16 protein-coding genes are annotated in these 19,026 nt (G+C 72.7%); 4 read left to right on the top strand and 12 right to left on the bottom strand.

The window, feature by feature from the left end; all coding sequences use genetic code 11:
* Positions 1-10: 10 nt before the first annotated feature.
* From ACFC96_RS03225 to ACFC96_RS03200, 6 genes are all read right to left on the bottom strand, one after another.
* The gene (locus tag ACFC96_RS03225; RefSeq protein WP_376251009.1) at positions 11-2,152 is read right to left on the bottom strand and encodes a 3-hydroxyacyl-CoA dehydrogenase NAD-binding domain-containing protein; all 2,142 of its coding nucleotides are present in this window, start codon (positions 2,150-2,152) and stop codon (positions 11-13) included.
* Positions 2,149-3,375 carry an acetyl-CoA C-acyltransferase gene (locus ACFC96_RS03220; RefSeq protein WP_116508707.1) on the bottom strand — a complete coding sequence of 409 codons (1,227 nt, stop codon included), beginning with the start codon at positions 3,373-3,375 and terminating at the stop codon, positions 2,149-2,151. Before ACFC96_RS03220 ends, ACFC96_RS03225 begins: the two co-directional genes overlap by 4 nt.
* 134 nt (positions 3,376-3,509) lie before the next feature.
* Positions 3,510-4,220, bottom strand: coding sequence for a ferritin-like domain-containing protein (locus tag ACFC96_RS03215; RefSeq protein ID WP_376609867.1), 711 nt, complete (start codon positions 4,218-4,220; stop codon positions 3,510-3,512).
* Between the two features lie 100 nt (positions 4,221-4,320).
* The gene (locus tag ACFC96_RS03210; RefSeq protein ID WP_376251012.1) at positions 4,321-5,604 is read right to left on the bottom strand and encodes an HRDC domain-containing protein; all 1,284 of its coding nucleotides are present in this window, start codon (positions 5,602-5,604) and stop codon (positions 4,321-4,323) included.
* Positions 5,605-5,688: 84 nt separating this feature from the next.
* Entirely contained in the window at positions 5,689-6,351 is a 663-nt protein-coding gene (locus ACFC96_RS03205) for a response regulator transcription factor (RefSeq protein WP_100591261.1), read from the bottom strand.
* Between the two features lie 357 nt (positions 6,352-6,708).
* On the bottom strand, positions 6,709-7,344 hold the full coding sequence (locus ACFC96_RS03200) for a DUF3000 domain-containing protein (protein WP_376251014.1): 636 nt from the start codon (positions 7,342-7,344) through the stop codon (positions 6,709-6,711).
* Between the two features lie 152 nt (positions 7,345-7,496).
* Here ACFC96_RS03200 and hemE point away from each other — a divergent pair, with 152 nt between their 5' ends.
* Entirely contained in the window at positions 7,497-8,564 is a 1,068-nt protein-coding gene (gene hemE / locus ACFC96_RS03195) for a uroporphyrinogen decarboxylase (RefSeq protein ID WP_376251015.1), read from the top strand.
* A 191-nt stretch (positions 8,565-8,755) separates the two neighbouring features.
* The gene (locus tag ACFC96_RS03190) at positions 8,756-9,109 is read left to right on the top strand and encodes a hypothetical protein (RefSeq protein WP_376609865.1); all 354 of its coding nucleotides are present in this window, start codon (positions 8,756-8,758) and stop codon (positions 9,107-9,109) included.
* 104 nt (positions 9,110-9,213) lie between these two features.
* On the opposite strand, the gene ACFC96_RS03185 is transcribed toward ACFC96_RS03190, so the two are convergent.
* Together ACFC96_RS03185 and ACFC96_RS03180 are read right to left on the bottom strand one after the other, a co-directional pair.
* Entirely contained in the window at positions 9,214-10,593 is a 1,380-nt protein-coding gene (locus ACFC96_RS03185) for an FAD-dependent oxidoreductase (RefSeq protein ID WP_376609863.1), read from the bottom strand.
* Between the two features lie 27 nt (positions 10,594-10,620).
* Positions 10,621-11,607: a DUF4349 domain-containing protein gene (locus tag ACFC96_RS03180; protein ID WP_376609861.1), complete on the bottom strand. Its 987-nt coding sequence runs from the start codon at positions 11,605-11,607 to the stop codon at positions 10,621-10,623.
* A gap of 154 nt (positions 11,608-11,761) precedes the next feature.
* On the opposite strand from ACFC96_RS03180, the gene hemG reads away from it, so the two are divergent.
* Positions 11,762-13,228 (top strand): protoporphyrinogen oxidase, encoded by a 1,467-nt coding sequence (gene hemG / locus ACFC96_RS03175; RefSeq protein WP_376609859.1) that lies wholly within the window; start codon positions 11,762-11,764, stop codon positions 13,226-13,228.
* A gap of 4 nt (positions 13,229-13,232) precedes the next feature.
* A complete protein-coding gene (hemQ, locus tag ACFC96_RS03170; RefSeq protein WP_376251025.1) occupies positions 13,233-13,952 on the top strand; it encodes a hydrogen peroxide-dependent heme synthase in 720 nt (239 codons plus the stop codon).
* Positions 13,953-14,035: 83 nt separating this feature from the next.
* On the opposite strand, the gene ACFC96_RS03165 is transcribed toward hemQ, so the two are convergent.
* The 4 genes from ACFC96_RS03165 to ACFC96_RS03150 form a co-directional block, all read right to left on the bottom strand.
* The gene (locus ACFC96_RS03165) at positions 14,036-15,628 is read right to left on the bottom strand and encodes an alpha/beta hydrolase (protein WP_376609857.1); all 1,593 of its coding nucleotides are present in this window, start codon (positions 15,626-15,628) and stop codon (positions 14,036-14,038) included.
* A gap of 147 nt (positions 15,629-15,775) precedes the next feature.
* Positions 15,776-16,546 carry a TIGR04222 domain-containing membrane protein gene (locus ACFC96_RS03160; protein WP_376609855.1) on the bottom strand — a complete coding sequence of 257 codons (771 nt, stop codon included), beginning with the start codon at positions 16,544-16,546 and terminating at the stop codon, positions 15,776-15,778.
* A gap of 107 nt (positions 16,547-16,653) precedes the next feature.
* The gene (locus ACFC96_RS03155) at positions 16,654-17,397 is read right to left on the bottom strand and encodes a DUF4142 domain-containing protein (RefSeq protein WP_376609853.1); all 744 of its coding nucleotides are present in this window, start codon (positions 17,395-17,397) and stop codon (positions 16,654-16,656) included.
* Positions 17,398-17,500: 103 nt separating this feature from the next.
* Positions 17,501-18,841, bottom strand: a complete 1,341-nt coding sequence (locus tag ACFC96_RS03150) for a DUF692 domain-containing protein (protein ID WP_376252063.1) — start codon at positions 18,839-18,841, stop codon at positions 17,501-17,503.
* Positions 18,842-19,026: the final 185 nt, after the last annotated feature.

Genomic DNA, 19,026 nt, shown 5'->3' with positions numbered 1-19,026 from the left:
CCTGCGACGGTTACGCCGGAACGCTGGCCACGCCCTGCGCCAGGAACCGCTTGCCGGTCACCCGCTCGCTGACGCCCTCACGGTCCAGGTACGGCGTGATGCCGCCCAGGTGGAAGGGCCAGCCGGCGCCGGTGATCAGGCACAGGTCGATGTCCTGGGCCTCGGCGACGACACCCTCGTCGAGCATGAGGCCGATCTCCTGCGCCACCGCGTCGAGCACGCGGTCGCGGACCTGCTCCTCGGTCAGGACGACATCGCCCTGCTCGAGAAGCGCGGCGACCTCGGGGTCGAGCTCCGGCTTGAAGTCGTTCTCGGCGGAGTAGACGTAGAAGCCACGCTTGCCGGCCTTGACGACCGCCGCGAGGTTCGGGGACACCGTGAAGCGCTCCGGGAAGGCGCGGTTCAGGGTCTCCGAGACGTGCAGGCCGATCGCGGGACCGACCAGCTCCAGGAGCACCAGCGGGGACATCGGCAGGCCGAGCGGCTCGACGGCCTTCTCGGCGACCTCGACCGGGGTGCCCTCGTCGATGACGTTCTGGATCTCGCCCATGAAGCGGGTGAGGATGCGGTTCACGACGAACGCCGGGGCGTCCTTCACCAGCACCGCGGTCTTCTTCAGCTTCTTGGCGACACCGAAGGCCGTGGCCAGCGAGGCGTCGTCGGTCTGCTCGCCGCGGACGATCTCCAGGAGCGGGAGGATCGCGACCGGGTTGAAGAAGTGGAAGCCGACGACCCGCTCGGGGTGCTTGAGCTTCGACGCCATCTCAGTGACCGAGAGGGACGAGGTGTTCGTGGCGAGGATCGCGTGCGCCGGGGCGACCGCCTCGACCTCCGCGAACACCTGCTGCTTGACGCCGATCTCCTCGAAGACGGCCTCGATGATGAAGTCCGCGTCGGAGAAGCCCTCGGCCTTGTCCAGGACGCCGCTCACCAGCGCCTTGAGACGGTTGGCCTTGTCCTGGTTGACACGGCCCTTGCCGAGCAGCTTGTCGATCTCGGCGTGGACGTAGCCCACACCCTTGTCGACGCGCTCCTGGTCGATGTCGGTCAGGACGACCGGCACCTCGAGGCGGCGCAGGAAGAGCAGGGCGAGCTGCGAGGCCATCAGGCCCGCACCCACGACGCCGACCTTGGTGACCGGACGCGCGAGCGACTTGTCCGGCGCACCCGCCGGGCGCTTGCCGCGCTTCTGCACCAGGTTGAACGAGTAGATGCCCGCGCGCAGTTCGCCGCCCATGATCAGGTCGGCGAGCGCCTTGTCCTCGGCGTCGAACCCGGCCTGCAGGTTCCCGTCCTTCGCGGCGGCGATGATGTCGAGGGCGCGGTACGCGGCCGGGGCGGCGCCGTGCACCTTGCCGTCGGCGATGAACCTGCCGCGCGCGACGGCCGCGTCCCACGCGTCGCCGCGGTCGACCTCGGCGCGCTCGACGGCCACGTCGCCCTTGAGGACGTTCGCCGTCCAGATCAGCGACTGCTCCAGGAAGTCGGCGCCCTCGAAGATCGCGTCGGCGATGCCGAGTTCGAAGACCTGCTTGCCCTTGAGCTGGCGGTTCTGGTTGAGCGAGTTCTCGATGATGACCGAGACGGCCTTGTCGGCGCCGATCAGGTTCGGGAGCAGTGCGCAGCCGCCCCAGCCCGGGACCAGACCGAGGAAGACCTCGGGGAGCGAGAACGCGGGCAGCGCCTTGGAGACGGTGCGGTAGGTGCAGTGCAGACCGACCTCGACACCGCCGCCCATGGCCGCGCCGTTGTAGTACGCGAACGTCGGCACGGCGAGGCCCGAGAGGCGCTTGAAGACCTCGTGGCCGCCCTTGCCGATGGCCAGCGCGTCGTCGTGGTTCTTGAGGAGCTCGACGCCCTTGAGGTCGGCGCCGACGGCGAAGATGAACGGCTTGCCGGTGATGCCGGCGCCGACGATCGTGCCGTCGGCCGCCTCCTTCTCGACCTGGTCGATCGCGGCGTTCAGGTTCGCGAGCGAGGCCGGGCCGAAGGTGGTCGGCTTGGTGTGGTCGAAGCCGTTGTCGAGCGTGATCAGCGCGAACCGGCCCGCGCCGGACGGCAGGTCGAGGTGGCGTACGTTCGCCGACGTGACGACCTCGTCCGGGAACAGCTCGGCGGCGCCCTTCAGGAGCTCAGCGGTGGTGGTGCTCACTTGTCGCCTCCGGCGTCCTTGTGGTGCGGGTTCTCCCAGATGACCGTGGCGCCCATGCCGAAGCCGACGCACATCGTCGTCAGGCCGTAGCGGACCTCGGGCTGCTCCTCGAACTGGCGGGCGAGCTGCGTCATCAGGCGCACACCGGAGGAGGCCAGCGGGTGACCGAACGCGATGGCGCCGCCGTACTGGTTGACGCGCGCGTCGTCGTCGGCGATGCCGTAGTGGTCCAGGAAGGCGAGGACCTGGACGGCGAAGGCCTCGTTGATCTCGAAGAGGTTGATGTCCTCGATCGACAGACCGGCCTTGGCGAGTGCCTTCTCCGTCGCCGGGATCGGGCCGTAGCCCATGACCTCGGGCTCGACGCCGGTGAAGGCGTAGGAGACCAGGCGCATCTTGACCGGCAGGTTGTGCTCGCGGGCGAAGTCCTCGGACGCGATGATCGACGCGGTCGCACCGTCGTTCAGACCGGCGGCGTTGCCCGCGGTCACGCGGCCGTGCACGCGGAACGGCGTCTTGAGGCCGGACAGGTTCTCCAGCGTGGTGCCCGGGCGCATCGGCTCGTCGGCGGTGACCAGGCCCCAGCCGGTCTCGCCGACGTCCGGGTTGGTGTTGCGCACGGAGATCGGGACCAGGTCCTGCTGGATCTTCCCGTTCGCGTACGCCTTCGCCGCCTTCTCCTGCGAGCGCACGGCGTACTCGTCGGCGCGCTGCTTGGTGATCTGCGGGTAGCGGTCGTGCAGGTTCTCGGCGGTCATGCCCATGAACAGGGCGGACTCGTCGACGAGCTTCTCCGACACGAAGCGCGGGTTCGGGTCGACGCCCTCGCCCATGGGGTGGCGGCCCATGTGCTCGACACCGCCGGCGATGACGGCGTCGTACGCGCCGAAGGCGATGGAGCCCGCGGTGGCGGTGACGGCGGTCAGCGCGCCGGCGCACATGCGGTCGATGGAGTAGCCGGGCACGGACTGCGGGAGGCCCGCGAGGATTCCGGCGGTGCGGCCGAGGGTCAGGCCCTGGTCGCCGATCTGCGTGGTCGCGGCGATGGCGACCTCGTCGATCTTCGCCGGGTCGAGGGCCGGGTTGCGGCGCAGCAGCTCCCTGATGGCCTTCACGACGAGGTCGTCGGCGCGGGTCTCGTGGTAGATGCCCTTCGGGCCCGCCTTGCCGAACGGGGTGCGGACGCCGTCGACGAAGACGACGTCCCTGACGGTACGAGGCACGATGGCTCTCCTCCAGATGCGGGATGGCACTGCCGCGCGGCACGCACCCGGGGTGCGGGAAGCGCGCTGCGAATACCGTCATGCTACTTGCGGGTAACCAAGACGTGTAGTCCCCCCGGCCGGAGCGGCGAAGGTCACACCGCGCGATCGAGGATCGAGCGCACCACGGGCCCCGCCGAAGCCACCGCGTCACGCACGAACCGCACCCGTCCCACCCCGAGCGCGCGCAGCGCCGAGCCGTGGTCGCAGGCGACGACGAGCGCCGCGGCGCAGAGGAGCGCTTGCCATCCCAGGAGCAGCGGGCGCCCCACCGGACGTGGCATCCGCGCGAAGGCCTCGCGCAGCCGCTCGCAGTGGAACGGCACATGCCGCTCCTCGTCGGCGAGGATCGCCCCGGCCACCCGCGTCGTGAGCGCGTCGTCGGTGCCGTCGCGCAGCGCGCGGTAGTAACGCAGCGCCACGACCTCGGCGACCATCAGGACCAGGAGTTCGAGCCGCAGCCCGAGCAGTCGGCGCAGCCGGACGAAGATGGTGTCGCTCCAGTGCGAGGTGAGCGGCGTCACCCCGCCGGCGCCGAGCAGCAGGCCCAGCAGCCGGGCGTGGTTCTGCTCCTCGGCCACGAAGAGCCGCACGGCGCGCGCATAGGAGGCGTCGCCCGCCCGGTCGGCCTTGGCGATCAGGTTCGCCCCGTCACCGCTCTCGCCGACCTGGAAGCGCCGCACGCTCCGCCAGATCGCGGGACGCACCCGCGCGCCCCGCTCCCAGACGGGCTCCGGCGCCGCGGCCCGGCGCTCCCGCTCGTCCTCGAAGTCCCGCACCCATGCCTCGTACCCCCTGGTGATCACGGGAGTGACCGTAGGCAGGCCCTTCCCGCCGCGACGGGCGAAGAGGGACCACCGGTACGAAACCGCGACGAACGTGGGGCGCCGCGCGGCGCCCCACGTGTCAGGCGGTCTGCTTCAGCGCCCCGGTGAGCAGCGGGGTGACCTGCTCGATCTGCCAGGGCCGCGCCCCGTACCCGCGCAGCGCCTCGGCCACCGCCGCCTCGGAGCGGTCGCCCGGGGGCTCCCAGCACACCCGGCGGACCGTGTCCGGCGTGATCAGGTTCTCCTGCGGCATGTTCAGCCTCTCGGCCAGCGACGACACCGAGGCCCGCGCCGCGGAGAGCCGCGCCGCGGCGGCCGGGTCCTTGTCGGCCCAGGCCCGCGGGGGAGGAGGCCCGGCGAGCGGGGCCCCGGGCTGCGGCAGCTCCGCCTCGGGCAGCTCCTTCGCCCGGTCCACGGCCGCCTGCCACTGCTCCAGCTGACGCCGGCCCGTACGGTGCCCGAAACCGGGCAGCGCGGCCAGCGCGTGCACGTTCGCGGGAAGCGAGAGCGCCGCCTCGACGATCGCGCCGTCCCCGAGCACCTTGCCCGGCGACACGTCACGCCGCTGCGCGATCCGGTCCCGCGCGGTCCACAGCTCCCGTACGACGGCCATCTGCCGGCGGCGCCGCACCTTGTGCATCCCGGACGTGCGCCGCCACGGGTCCTTGCGGGGCGGCGCGGGCGGCGCCGAGGCGATGGCGTCGAACTCCTGATGCGCCCAGTCGAGCTTGCCCTGCCGGTCGAGCTCCTTCTCCAGCGCGTCCCGCAGGTCCACGAGGAGCTCCACGTCCAGCGCGGCGTAGCGCAGCCACGGGTCGGGCAGGGGTCGCGTCGACCAGTCGACGGCGGAGTGACCCTTCTCCAGGACGTAGCCGAGGACGTTCTCCACCATCGCGCCGAGCCCCACGCGCGGGAAACCGGCCAGGCGCCCGGCGAGCTCGGTGTCGAAGAGGCGGCTGGGGACCATACCTATTTCGCGCAGACACGGCAGGTCCTGCGTCGCGGCGTGCAGCACCCACTCGGCGTCGGCGATCGCGTCGCCGAGGGCGGACAGGTCGGGGCACGCGACGGGGTCGACGAGCGCGGAGCCCGCACCCTGGCGGCGCAGCTGCACCAGGTAGGCGCGCTGCCCGTAGCGGTAGCCGGAGGCGCGCTCGGCGTCGACGGCGACGGGCCCGGTGCCCGCGGCGAAGGCCGCGACCACCTCGGCCAGGGAGGCCTCGTCGGCGATCACCGGCGGGATGCCCTCGCGCGGCTCGAGCAGGGGGATCGGCACCTCCGCAACAGAGCCGCCGTCGTCCGGGGGTGCGCCCCCGGTGGTTCGCAGTGAACTGTCTGCTGCGGTCTCTTGGGCGTCGGTCACCTGTCAAGGGTATCTGTGTATGTACAGCGCCCGTCGACGGAACGTTCCGTCGACGGGCGATGAAGGTACGTAAACCAGTCAGGGTCAGTGGATGATTCCGGTGCGCAGGGCCACGGCCACCATGCCGGCGCGGTCACCCGTGCCGAGCTTGCGCGCGATGCGGGCGAGGTGGCTCTTGACGGTCAGCGCGGACAGTCCCATCGAGACTCCGATGGCCTTGTTCGACTGACCCTCGGCGACGAGCCGGAGCACCTCGACCTCGCGGCCTGACAGTTCGCGGTAGCCACCCGGGTGGCTCGGGGCACCCGGGGGGCGGCGGTGCATACGGGCCGCGGCGGACCCGATGGGGGCGGCGCCGGGGCGGGAGGGGAGCCCGACGTTGGTACGGGTGCCGGTGACGACGTAGCCCTTGACTCCGCCCGCGAGGGCGTTGCGCACGGCACCGATGTCGTCGGCTGCGGAGAGGGCGAGCCCGTTGGGCCAGCCCGCGGCACGGGTTTCGGACAGAAGGGTCAGGCCGGAGCCGTCGGGAAGGTGGACGTCGGCGACGCAGATGTCGCGGGGGTTGCCGATGCGGGGACGAGCCTCCGCGACGGACGAGGCCTCGATGACGTCGCGTACACCGAGCGCCCACAGGTGGCGGGTGACGGTGGAACGGACGCGGGGGTCGGCCACGACCACCATGGCGGTCGGCTTGTTCGGGCGGTAGGCGACCAGGCTTGCGGGCTGCTCGAGGAGAACGGACACCAGGCCTCCTGGGGTGCGGGACGGGACCGGCTCGGGGATGAAGCCGGGGCGAACCGTGCTTTCAAGGTCACAGACCTCTTCGGCAGTAAACCCGCCCGCCTTTAGAGAAAGATCACGATTTAGTGAGTAACAATTCGTGCAATTCGGACACGCGATCGATCATCCGAAGATCGAACCGAATCACAACGGGACCGGAACTCTTCGAGGTCCGGTCCCGATCGGTGCCGTCACCGCCCCGCGTCACCGGCGACGGAAGGCCGAAAATCGCCTGCGGATGGCTGTTCCTCGTCGCTCGTCGCACGTCGGCATCGCCTTTGGGGCGCTCTCGCGTCGCCGTTCAGCACGTCCGCACCGACCTCAGGACTTCTGCGGGCCCCGGCGCTGAGGCAGTGTCACCACGGACGCGTCCCCGGGACCGGCCGGCGGCAGACCCGCGATCTGGCTGAGCAGATCGCACCAGGCCGCCAGGTGGGAGGCCGTGTCCGGCACTCCGCCGAGCCCCTCACGCGGCGTCCACGAGGCGCGGATCTCGATCTGCGACGCCGGCGCACGCTCACCGAGCCCCCCGAAGTAGTGCGAACTCGCCCGCGTCACCGTGCCGCTGGCCTCCCCGTACGACAGACCCCGCCCCTGGAGCGCGCCCGTCAGCCACGACCAGCAGACCTCGGGAAGCAGCGGGTCCGACGCCATCTCGGGCTCCAGCTCCGCCCGCACCAGCGTCACCATGCGGAACGTTCCGCGCCACGCGTCGTGCCCCGCAGGGTCGTGCAGCAGGACGAGACGGCCGTCCGCGAGGTCGTCGTCGCCGTCCACCACCGCGGCCTCCAGCGCGTACGCGTAGGGCGCGAGGCGCTGCGGCGGCTTGGTCGGGTCGACCTCGATCTCCGGGCGCAGCCGCGTACCCCGCAAGGCCTCGACCGCCGCCCGGAACGGCGGTGGAGCCGAGTCCACCGGATCCTTCGTGTTGCGCCCCTCCCGCTCCGATTCACTCATTCCCTCAGCGCCGTCCGACAGTCGTCCCTCAGCCGCAGCCATGCGGGGAAGATTAAGGGGAACGCGGGCTTCGCGCAGGGAGAGACACCCCTCACCCCCACCCCGATGTCCCCGCGCCCGGCGGGGTTCGCGCCCGTGCGAGACTTTCCGACGTGAGTGCCAACCTCCGCCCCACGGGCCAGCAGCCGACAGCGACGTACGAATCCGCCTTCCTCAAGGCCTGCCGCCGTGAGCCGGTGCCGCACACCCCGGTGTGGTTCATGCGCCAGGCCGGTCGCTCGCTGCCCGAGTACCTCAAGGTGCGCGAGGGCATTCCGATGCTCAAGTCCTGCATGATGCCCGAGCTCGTCGCCGAGATCACGATGCAGCCCGTGCGCCGGCACCACGTCGACGCGGCCATCTACTTCAGCGACATCGTCGTGCCGCTCAAGGCCATCGGTATCGACCTCGACATCAAGCCGGGCGTCGGTCCCGTCGTCGCGCAGCCGATCCGCTCGCGCGCCGACCTCGCGCGGCTGCGCGACCTCACGCCCGAGGACGTCTGGTACGTCACCGAGGCGATCGGCCTCCTGACGGCCGAGCTCGGCTCCACCCCGCTCATCGGTTTCGCCGGCGCGCCCTTCACCCTTGCGAGCTACCTCGTGGAGGGCGGTCCGTCCAAGAACCACGAGCACACCAAGGCGCTCATGTACGGCGACCCGCAGCTGTGGGCCGACCTGCTCGACCGCCTCGCCGAGATCACCTCCGCGTTCCTCAAGGTGCAGATCGAGGCCGGCGCCTCCGCGGTCCAGCTCTTCGACTCCTGGGTCGGCGCGCTCGCCCCCGCCGACTACCGGCGCTCCGTGATGCCCGCGTCGTCCAAGGTGTTCCAGGCCGTCGAGGAGTACGGCGTGCCGCGCATCCACTTCGGCGTCGGCACCGGCGAGCTCCTCGGTCTCATGGGCGAGGCAGGCGCCGACGTGGTCGGCGTCGACTGGCGCGTCCCGCTCGACGAGGCCGCCCGCCGCGTCGGCCCCGGCAAGGCGCTCCAGGGCAACATCGACCCGGCGGTCCTCTTCTCCACGCCGGAGGCGGTGGAGGCCAAGGCCCGCGAGGTGCTCGACGCGGCGGCCGACCTGGAGGGCCACGTCTTCAACCTCGGTCACGGCGTACCGCCCACCACCGACCCGGACTCCCTGACGCGTCTCGTCGAGTACGTCCACACGCAGACCGCCCGCTAGGGCATGTCGTTCGGATCAGGCCCGACCCGCGAGCCCGGCCTGATCCGAACGAAAGGCCCTAAGGGTGGTGGGGGCGGGCCCGTGCCCGCCCCGTCGCGCTGAACGAACAGCGCCCGCCTGAACGAAAGCCGCCCGCCGCGCGTACGTCATGCCGAGCAGTGTCCCGCCGCCCCAAGCGAGGAGACCAGCCCATGACCGACCAACAGCCGGGTGCCCCCGTCCCTCCCCTCACCGCCCTGCCGGACGGTGAGGCCCAGCTCGCCGTCGTGCTGCGCCTCACCTGGGAGGACCTGGCCGCGCTCGGTCAGGAGGCGGGCCGTATCGCCGCCCGCACGCACCGCCCGGTCACGCTCGACGAGGCCGTCAGCCATCGCCTGCGCACCCGCCTGTCCGCGGCCCACGCCAAACCCCCGCAGACCACGGCCGCTTCCGCCCTGAGCGCGGCCACGCCCCGCACCCCCGGCGACCAGGCGCGTCAGGCCATCGAGCAGATCAACGGCATGTCCACTCCGATGCCGCCCACCTCCGGCCCGGACACGCCCTAGGGGCGTCCGGGCGCGATCTCCCCTAGGGCCTGTCGATCGGATCAGGCCGGGCTCGCGGGTGCCGGCACCCGCTCCCTGGTCCGGCCTGACCCCAACGACAGGCCCTAGCCCCTGCGCACCACCGCGCTCGACTTGCGGGCCGCCACCAGGATCGGGTCCCACACCGGTGAGAACGGCGGTGCGTAGCCGAGGTCGAGGGCCGTCATCTGGTCCACCGTCATGCCCGCGGTCAGCGCGACCGCCGCGATGTCCACCCGCTTCGCGGCGCCCTCGCGGCCGACGATCTGCACGCCGAGCAGACGGCCCGTGCGGCGCTCGGCGATCATCTTCACCGTCATCGGGGCGGCGCCCGGGTAGTAGCCCGCGCGGCTCGTCGACTCGATCGTGACGGACACGTACTGCAGACCGGCCCGCCCCGCGTCCTTCTCGCGCAGGCCCGTGCGCGCGATCTCCAGGTCGCACACCTTGCTCACGGCCGTCCCGACGACGCCCGGGAAGGTCGCGTAACCGCCGCCCGCGTTCGTGCCGATGACCTGCCCGTGCTTGTTGGCGTGCGTGCCGAGCGCGATGTGGCGCTCGCGTCCCGAGACCAGGTCGAGGACCTCCACGCAGTCGCCGCCCGCCCAGATGTTCTCGTGGCCGCGCACCCGCATGGCGAGATCGGTGAGGAGCCCGCCGTGCTCGCCCAGGGGGAGTTTCGCGGCGCGCGCCAGCGCGGTCTGCGGGCGGACGCCGATGCCGAGGACGACGACGTCCGCCGGATACTCGTCGGACGTCGTCGCGACCGCCCGGGCCCGTCCGTCCTCGCCCGTGAGGATCTTGGTGACCTCGGCGTCGTCGACCATGGTGATGCCCATGCCGGTCATCGCCTCGTGCACCAGGCGGCCCATGTCGGGGTCGAGCGTCGACATCGGCTCCGGCCCGCGGTTGACGACCGTGACCTCGTAGCCGCGGCGGATCAGCGCCTCCGCCATCTCGACACCGATGTAGCCCGCGCCGACGACGACAGCCCGCCGCCCCTGTGTCATGGCGAGCGAGTCGAGCAGCGCCTGGCCGTCGTCGAGAGTCTGCACACCGTGCACACCCGGCGCGTCGATCCCGGGAATCCGCGGCCGCACCGGCCCGGCACCCGTGGCGATCACGAGTTTGTCGTACGAGGTCCAGGACTCCGTGCCCGTGTCGAGCGCGCGGGACCTCACCCGCCCGCCCTCGACGTCGAGCTCGGTCACCTCCGTGCGCATGCGCAGGTCGATGGACCGCTCCCGGTGTTCCTCGGGCGTGCGCGCGATCAGCTCGTCGCGCCCGGCCACCTCGCCGCCGACCCAGTAGGGGATGCCGCACGCCGAGTACGAGGAGAAGTGCCCCCGCTCGAAGGCCACGATCTCCAGCTCGTCGGGGCCGCGCATCCTACGGGCCTGCGACGCGGCGGACATGCCCGCCGCGTCGCCGCCGATGACCACCAGTCGCTCACGTGTAGGGCTCATGCCCACCAAACTACGTCCGCGCCCCGGTCACTCCTCCTCGCCCCGCTCCCCGGCCGGCGGATGCGCCGGCAGCGGGCCGAGGGCCGTCGCCAGAGGCTGCGCCGCGGCGGTGGCCCTGCGCGGCAGCCGCGGCCGCACGAGACGCAGCCACACGAAGACCAGCAGGCCGCCCACCACGGCGAACGGCAGCACCGCGCCGACGGCCACCGCGAGCCAGCGCAGCATCGTCACGAACGCGCCCCAGCCACCCGCGACCGCGTCGGTGAACCCCGGGTCCTCGTCCTCGTGCCCGGCCGGCTTCACCGGTGTCTCGGTCAGCGACAGCGTGATCGTCGCCAGACTCGTCCGGTCCTTGAGGGACGCCTGCTGCGCGAGCAGAGCCTCCAGATCGGACTCGCGGGTGCTCAACTCCCCTTCCAGAGCGACGACATCACTCAGCTTCGTCGCCTTGTCCATCAGCGCACGGACCCGCGCCACGCTCGCCCGCTGCGACTTGACGCGGCTGTCCACGTCGACGACCTGGTCGGTGACGTCCTGCGCCTTCACGTTCCGCTCGATGAGCCGGCCCGCGCCCGCGAGGTCCGCGAGGACCTGCTCGTAACGCTCCTGCGGCACGCGCAGGACGACACGGGAACGCTCGTGTCCCCTGCCGTCGCGGTCGGTCGACTCGTTGCCCACGATGCCGCCCGCGTCCTCGGCCGCCGTGCGCGCCTCGTCGAGCGCCTGCGGAACGTCCTTGACCTGCACGGTGAGCGTCGCCGTGCGGATGATGCGGACGCCGCCCAGCCCGGGCTGCTCACGCCGGGACGACTTCGCGTCCGACTGTCCCCCGCCCGCCCCCTTCGCGGCGCCCCGGTCCGCGGCGGCCGCCTCGCCGCCATCGGCCTTGGAGGAGTCCCCGCTGCCCGAGGCGCCGGCGCTGCACCCCGTCAGCGCCAGCGCCGCCACGAGCAGGACGGCGCCGGCCGCCCGTGTGCCGCGGCTCGCAGGCCGCTTCCCTGTGGTGCCTGACATCCGCATCGACGTACCCCCGGAGGTGAGTGGGACGGTCGGCCCCATGGGCGGGCCCTGGCCACCTCCTTCGACGGTTCGGCGACCCCTTTCGGTGGTTGCCGGGCGGTCCCGATGCGGTCACGGTCGGGACTCGCCGGTCTGAGACAGTGGGGGCATGCACGAAGCGGACACAGGCAGGGGAACGGGACAGGCCCCCAGGGCGGTCGTCATCGGCGGTGGCATCGCGGGGCTCGCCGCGGCCCACCGGCTGCTCGCGGCCGGCGCGCAGGTCACCGTTCTGGAGGCGTCGGGCCGTCTCGGCGGCAAGCTGCGCGCCGGGGAGATCGCGGGTGTACGGGTCGACCTCGGCGCCGAGTCCATGCTCGCCCGGCGCCCCGAAGCGGTCGGCCTCGCCCGTGAGGTGGGGCTCGGGGACCGCCTTCAGCCGCCGAGCACGGCCACGGCCTCGCTCTGGACCAGGGGCGAGCTGCGCCCGATGCCCAAGGGCCATGTGATGGGCGTCCCCGGCACGGCCGCCGCGCTCTGCGGAGTCCTGTCCGACGAGGGCCTGGCCCGCATCGAGCAGGACCGTGACCTGCCCGCCACCGAGTTCGGCGACGACGTCGCCGTCGGCGCGTACGTCGCCGAGCGCCTCGGCCGCGAGGTCGTCGACCGGCTCGTGGAGCCGCTGCTCGGGGGCGTCTACGCGGGCGACGCGTACCGCATCTCGATGCGCAGCGCCGTCCCCCAGCTCTTCGAGGCGGCCCGCGCCCACCGCTCCCTGACCGAGGCCGTCCGCGCCATCCAGGAGCGCGCGGCGCGGAACCAGCAGACGGGCCCCGTCTTCATGGGCATCGAGGGCGGCATCGGACAGCTCCCGCTCGCCGTCGCCGACTCGGTGCGCGCGCGGGGCGGCGAGATCCTCCTCGACAGCCCCGCCCACGGACTGCGCCGCACCCCCGACGGCTGGGAGGTCAGGGTCGACGACCACGTCGTCGAGGCCGACGCCGTCGTCCTCGCCGTGCCCGCGCAGCAGGCGGCCCGGCTCCTCGACACCGAGTCGCCGGCCGCCGCCGCGGAGCTGCGCACCGTCGAGTACGCCTCGATGGCCCTGATCACCCTCGCGTTCCGGCGCGACGAGGCGAACCTGCCCGAGGGCTCCGGCTTCCTCGTGCCGCCGGTCGACGGCCACACGATCAAGGCGTCCACGTTCGCCTCGAACAAGTGGGGCTGGATCGCGGCCGAGGACCCCGGCCTGGTCGTCGTCCGCACGTCCGTGGGCCGGTACCAGGACGAGAAGGACCTCGCACGCGACGACGACGGGCTCGTCGAGGTGTCCCGCCACGACCTGCGGGAGGCCACCGGCCTGAGCGCCACGCCCGTCGCCACGCGCGTCACGCGCTGGCACGAGGGCCTGCCCCAGTACCCCGTCGGCCACCACGCGCGCGTGGCCCGCATCCGCGGCCACGTCGCGAAGATCCCCGGACTCGCCGTGTGCGGGGCGGCCTACGACGGGGTCGGCATCCCGGCCTGCATCGCGAGCGCCTACGCGGCCGTCGACCAGCTGGACGGCGACCCGACCGGCGTGGAGAAGCTCACCCAGCACCCGGTGCAGAGTCTGCACGGCGGCGCGGGAGAATAGCCACATGAGTGACGACGCCCCCGCCAGGATCCCGAACGCAGGCAAGAAGGCCAAGGACCTCAATGAGGTCATCCGCTACACCCTGTGGTCCGTCTTCAAGCTCCGAGACGTCCTCCCCGAGGACCGGACCGGCTACGCCGACGAGGTCCAGGAGCTCTTCGACCAGCTCGCCGCGAAGGACGTGACGGTCCGCGGCACGTACGACGTGTCCGGCCTGCGCGCCGACGCCGACCTCATGATCTGGTGGCACGCGGAGACCGCGGACCAGCTCCAGGAGGCGTACAACCTCTTCCGCCGTACGAAGCTGGGCCGCGCCCTGGAGCCGGTCTGGTCGAACATGGCGCTGCACCGGCCGGCCGAGTTCAACCGCTCGCACATCCCGGCGTTCCTCGCCGACGAGACGCCGCGCAACTACGTGAGCGTGTACCCGTTCGTGCGCTCCTACGACTGGTACCTGCTGCCCGACGAGGACCGCCGCCGCATGCTCGCGGACCACGGCAAGATGGCCCGCGGCTACCCGGACGTCCGCGCCAACACCGTCGCCTCGTTCTCGCTGGGCGACTACGAGTGGCTCCTCGCCTTCGAGGCCGACGAGCTGTACCGCATCGTCGACCTGATGCGTCACCTGCGTGCCTCCGAGGCCCGTATGCACGTCCGCGAGGAGGTCCCGTTCTACACGGGCCGCCGCAAGAGCGTCGCCGAACTCGTCGCGGGTCTCGCGTAGTTCCTGCGGTTCCCGGGTCCGTACGCGAAAGGGGCCGACCGGTTCGACGACCGGTCGGCCCCTTTCGCGCGTGTGCCCGCCGGTCAGTCCACGGCGAGCGGCGCCGGTTCGGGGTGCGGGGCGCAGGCGGCGGCGCGGGTCACCGGGATCCGCCCCTCCATGAGATACGCGTCGAGGTGGCTGTTGACGCACTTGTTGGGACCGGCGGCGATGCCGTGGGTGCCCGCGCCGCGCTCCGTGACCAGGACCGACCCGGCAAGCCTGCGCCACAGCTCACGGGCGCCCGCGTAGGGGGTGGCCGCGTCCCGTTCGGCGGCCAGGATCAGCGTCGCGGGCAGCGCGCCGGGCGCGGTCCGTACGTCGACGGGACGCTGGCGCGGGGCCGGCCAGTACGCGCAGGGCAGGTTCATCCAGGCGTTGTCCCACGTCTCGAACGGGGCGCGGCGCGCCAGCCGGGTGTTGTCGCGGTTCCAGACGCGGAAGTCGGTGGGCCACGCCGCGTCGTTGCACTCGACGGCCGTGTAGACGGCCGTGCTGTTCTCGTTCCCGGCGGCCGCCGCGGCCCGCGGCGCCGCCTGCTCGGCGAGCGGCTTCGGATTGCCCTTCAGGTACTGCGACAGCGCGTTCGCCCGCATCGCCCAGTAGCCGTCGTAGTACCCGGCCTGGAGATACGCGGACTGGAGCTGGCCGGGGCCGACGGTGCCGCCCGCGGGTTCGCTCGCGAGCCGTGCCCGGACCTTCTCGTAGCTCAGCTGCACATCGGCGGCGGTCGCGCCCAGGTGGTACGTCTTGTCGTGCTTGGCCACCCACCTGCGGAAGTCCGCCCAGCGCTGCTCGAAGGCCACCGACTGGACGAGGTTGTTGGTGTACCAGATCTGCTTGGGGTCGGGGTTCACCGCCGAGTCGAAGACCATGCGGCGCACATGCGCGGGGAAGAGCGTCGCGTACACGGCCCCGAAGTAGGTGCCGTACGACGACCCCATGAAGTTGAGCTTCCGTTCGCCGAGCCCGGCGCGCAGTACGTCCAGGTCGCGGGCGTTGTTGAGTGTCGTGTAGTGCCGCAGCGCGTCCCCGGCGTGCTTCGCGCACCCCAGGGCGTAGGCCTTGGCCTGCGCGATCCGCTCCAGCTTGTACGAGGCGGAGGGCTGGGTCGGCGCCTGTGTGGGGGCCTTCGCGAACCGCTTGGGGTCCTCGCAGGACAGTGGGGCCGAGCGGCCCACCCCGCGCGGGGCGTAGCCGACGAGGTCGTACGCGGAGGCGATGCGCTTCCACTGCGGCATCAGCCCGGCGAGCGGGAAGGACATGCCGGACGCGCCGGGGCCGCCGGGGTTGAAGACGAGGGCGCCCTGCCTGCGGACCGGCCTGCCGCCCTCCGGCGCCGTCCTGCCGGTGGCCTTCACGCGGCTGACGGTCAGTTTGATCTGCTTGCCGGCGGGATGGGCGTAGTCGAGGGGGACGGAGAGGGTGCCGCACTTGACGGAGGCGGGCAGGTGCTCCGCGGCGGCGCAGGTGCCGAAGGTGATTCCGGTGGCCGCGGCGCGGGCGGCGGCCACGGCCGTGCCGCGCAGTTCGGCCGTGCCGGGCGGGGCCTGGGTGTCGGCGTGGCCGGGGGCGGCGACGAGCGCGGTCAGGACCAGGGATCCAGCGGCCGCGTAGACGGCGGGGGCTGCTCTCATCGCTCTCGTGGGTCCCTTTCGTCCGGCCCGCTTACGGCCGCGCGCGGCCTTGAGGGGCTGTCACCCGCCTGCCGGGAGCAGACGCGAACAAAGGGGATACTTCGTCCGGCAGTTGGCGAAGTAAAGCACCGGCCTGCCGGTGTCGGCTCAATGACCCCGTTGCGCCGTCCCGAATGCGGAGCGCAGCGCGGGGTCGGATACTGCGCGGACGCCGTGCACGGCGACGGCGGTCAGCGCAGCGGCCTCACCGACGCCGTCACGTACGGTCTTCGGCAGGGCGCCGATCAGCCGCTGTCCGGTGGGGGACGCCCAGCGCGTGTAGGGGTGGACCTCGAAGCGGGCGATCGCCAGACAGGACAGCGTGAGGACGAGGGGGAGCGTGAACCACGCGGCGACGAGCACGCCGTCGCCCGGTTCGCCGCCCGGCATCGTGAGGGACACCCCGGCCAGGACCACGACGGCGAGCGCGGCGGCCCGCACCTGGCGGACCGCGCCCGCGACCCCGCCGCGCGCCCCGTCGGGAACGGCGAGGCCCGCCGCGACGAGGCGGTCGGCCAGTGCCCGTACCGCGTCCGCGGCCGCCGTCGCCCGGCGCACCGCCGCTATCCGGGACTGTCCGTCCGGCCCGATGGCGCTTATCACCGAGGCCTCGATGTCGTCGCCGCCGACCGGGTCGACCACGGTGGCCCAGCCGGTGTGCGCGAGCAGCAGCCGCTTGCTGCGCGCCATCGAGACGAGGGTCAGATCGGCGACCCGGGACGGGCCGCCCGACAGGAACGCGGCCTCGTACAGCGTCAGCTCGTGTGCGCCGTCCCCGGCCGGCTCGCTGTGCGCGGCGTGCGCCGCGGCGAGGCAGAGGCGCGCGCAGGACAGAAAGGCCGCGGCACAGGCCATGAGCAGGAACAGAAGCCAGAACATGGCGTTTTTCTATGTCACCTGTACGGGCGGCGCCACGGGTTGTTCACCATATGGACAGAGTGTTGTCCGCATGTGACGTTCCGTTTTCGCCATCTCCCCCTGCCGCGTCAGGGCTTGGGCCGGGAGGCCGCCGGGGGCAGCGGGAAGGAGGGGGACGGGGAGAGGGGCGTGGGGGGAGCGGGTGACGCCACGGGGCCCGGCGGGGCGGGGGAGCGGGTCTCGGGCGGCGTACTCGCGCCGGCGGCGTCCCGCGCGAGGGCGTCGAAGTCGATCAGACCCGTGGACTCCAGGACCTTGATGTGGTCGAGGACGGTCGTGTTCGCGTCGTCCGCCAGGTCCCGCACGAGCGAGTTGCGTGTCGTCGCGCGGACCTGGGCGACCAGGGAGAAGACCTTCCCGTGGGCCCGGCGCAGGATGTTGGCGAACTTGCGCTCGTAGTCGTCGCCGTGCGCCGCGCTCAGCTCGGAAAGCCACTGCCGTTGCTGGCCTTTGGGCTGGTTGGGGAGTTCGAGGCCGAGCCGTGCGGCGACCTCGCGCACGCGCGCGTCGAGGAAGGTGTGCCCCTCGACGAGGTGCTCACCCGCGGTCCGCACCGCCGTGCTGGTCCCCCTCGCCTCGGCCTGCTGGCCCGCGGGCAGCTCCCACAGGCCCGCGAGCCGCACCTTCGTGACGAACTCGCGGTCCAGGGCCGACAGGGGGCCGAATCTGGTCGACACGGTCCCCTCGTCGAGCAGGTCCACGCCGGTGCCGGACCGGTCGGCGTACGACCAGACCGGGAACACGAGAGCGGCGAGCGTGGTGACGAGCCCGGCGACGATGAGTCCGGTGCCGTTGACGAATCGGGTGCGCATGGTGCCTCCTGGTGCGGCACCGCACGCTAGTCCGCTTCACGGACGTGGGCTCGGGCAACCCCGGGAATACGTCAACTGCGGTACGGGCAACGGGTGGTGGCGCTCAGGCCGACCGGAGGGCCGGACGGCCCCGGTGCAGCGCGGACCGCGCCGCGCGCACCAGGCGTGCCCCCGGGTGCGCGGCCGGCGGGGTGGGCCCCGACCGCTCCCGCCACCACCGCTCCAGCTCCCGCCGTGCCCCCGCGTCCCCGGGTCCGCCGGAGTCGAGCAGATGCCCGGCGAAGTCGAGGGCGTCCCGGCGGTAGCCGCCCGTCATGGGCCGGCACTGCGCGTACGACAGGAACGCCGGGCGGTACGCGGCCGGGCCGAGGATCTCCGGCAGTTCGGGTGCCACCTTGGCCACGACGTCCGCCCGCTTGGCGCACAGGGCCCGGCTCTGGACCTTGAGCCGCACCCGGTCGAACCCTTCCGGTGCGGGTGTCCCCGCGACGAGGGCGGACAGGAGCGCGGCCTGCGCGAGCGCGAGCCGCTGACGGGCGGGGCCGGTGTCCCGCGTCGCGCCGGTGTCCCGCGAGGCGGCCGGGCCCGAGGGGGAGGGCCGCACGGTGCGGCCCTCGGCGGGCGCCGTCGTCAACGTCCGCCTGATCTGGTCGAGTTCACGCTCCAGGTCCCGCGGATCCGGGAAGTTCTCGTCACGCTCCAGGAGGACTCCGGGCGGTGAGACCCGGGACGCCAGGTCGGCGAGGATGTCGAGGACGGGGCGCGGCACGGGGTGCGCGTGGCTGTCGTGCCACACGCCGTCGCGCTCGAAGCCGCCCGCCACATGCACGTACGCGATGGCCTCGACCGGCAGTTCACCGAGGGCCTTCGCGGGGTCCTCGCCGCGGTTGACACGGTTCGTGTGCAGGTTCGCCACGTCGATCAGGAGGTGCACTCCGGTGCGCTCCACCAGTTCGTAGAGGAACTGGCCCTCCGTCATCTCCTCGCCGGGCCAGGAGAACAGGGCCGCGATGTTCTCCACGGCGAGGGGGACGGGCAGGGCGTCCTGGGCGATGCGGACGTTCTCGCAGAGCACGTCGAGGGCGTCCCTCGTGCGCGGGACCGGCAGCAGGTGGCCGGCCTCCAGCGGCTGCGACGCGGTGAGCTCGCCGCCCGCCCGCACGAACGCGATGTGCTCGGTGACGAGCGGGGAGCCGAGGGCCTCGGCGCGGGCCGCGAGGCCGGCGAGCCTGCCCTCGTCGGGCCGGTCGGCGCCGCCGAGGCCGAGCGAGACGCCGTGCGGCACGACGGTGACGCCGCGCTCGCGCAGCCGCAGCAGGGAGTCGGGGACGTGCCCGGGGCACACGTTCTCCGCGACGGCCTCGACCCAGTCGACGCCGGGCATCGCCTCCACGGCCTCCGCGATCTCCGGACGCCAGCCGATGCCCGTACCCAGACGCTCGATCCGCTGCATGGTTCCCCTCCTCCACCCCGGCCGTGTGCCGTGCGATGCCGGTGTCATGACCCCGGCGGATGCCGCCGAATCCAGGAGGGGGGACGTTCAGAGGTTCATTTGAGGTTCCGCGCGACGCCGGCGCGCAGGGGCCGGCGCTCGGCGCCGAGGCCCTGCTCCGGTGGAACCGGCCACAG

Source organism: Streptomyces sp. NPDC055955 (assembly GCF_042270245.1).
GTDB lineage: Bacteria > Actinomycetota > Actinomycetes > Streptomycetales > Streptomycetaceae > Streptomyces.
The sequence above is the reverse complement of the archived record's forward strand: the minus strand, read 5'-3'. Positions and strand labels throughout refer to the sequence as shown.

What these genes read in the sequence shown, in the direction of transcription:
- ACFC96_RS03160 (WP_376609855.1), bottom strand. Translation starts at nt 16,546, where the DNA reads ATGTTCTGGCTTCTGTTCCTGCTCATGGCCTGTGCCGCGGCCTTTCTG.
- ACFC96_RS03190 (WP_376609865.1), top strand. Translation starts at nt 8,756, where the DNA reads ATGACCGACCAACAGCCGGGTGCCCCCGTCCCTCCCCTCACCGCCCTG.
- ACFC96_RS03155 (WP_376609853.1), bottom strand. Translation starts at nt 17,397, where the DNA reads ATGCGCACCCGATTCGTCAACGGCACCGGACTCATCGTCGCCGGGCTC.
- ACFC96_RS03200 (WP_376251014.1), bottom strand. Translation starts at nt 7,344, where the DNA reads ATGAGTGAATCGGAGCGGGAGGGGCGCAACACGAAGGATCCGGTGGAC.
- hemQ (WP_376251025.1), top strand. Translation starts at nt 13,233, where the DNA reads ATGAGTGACGACGCCCCCGCCAGGATCCCGAACGCAGGCAAGAAGGCC.
- ACFC96_RS03185 (WP_376609863.1), bottom strand. Translation starts at nt 10,593, where the DNA reads ATGAGCCCTACACGTGAGCGACTGGTGGTCATCGGCGGCGACGCGGCG.
- hemG (WP_376609859.1), top strand. Translation starts at nt 11,762, where the DNA reads ATGCACGAAGCGGACACAGGCAGGGGAACGGGACAGGCCCCCAGGGCG.
- ACFC96_RS03165 (WP_376609857.1), bottom strand. Translation starts at nt 15,628, where the DNA reads ATGAGAGCAGCCCCCGCCGTCTACGCGGCCGCTGGATCCCTGGTCCTG.
- ACFC96_RS03180 (WP_376609861.1), bottom strand. Translation starts at nt 11,607, where the DNA reads ATGTCAGGCACCACAGGGAAGCGGCCTGCGAGCCGCGGCACACGGGCG.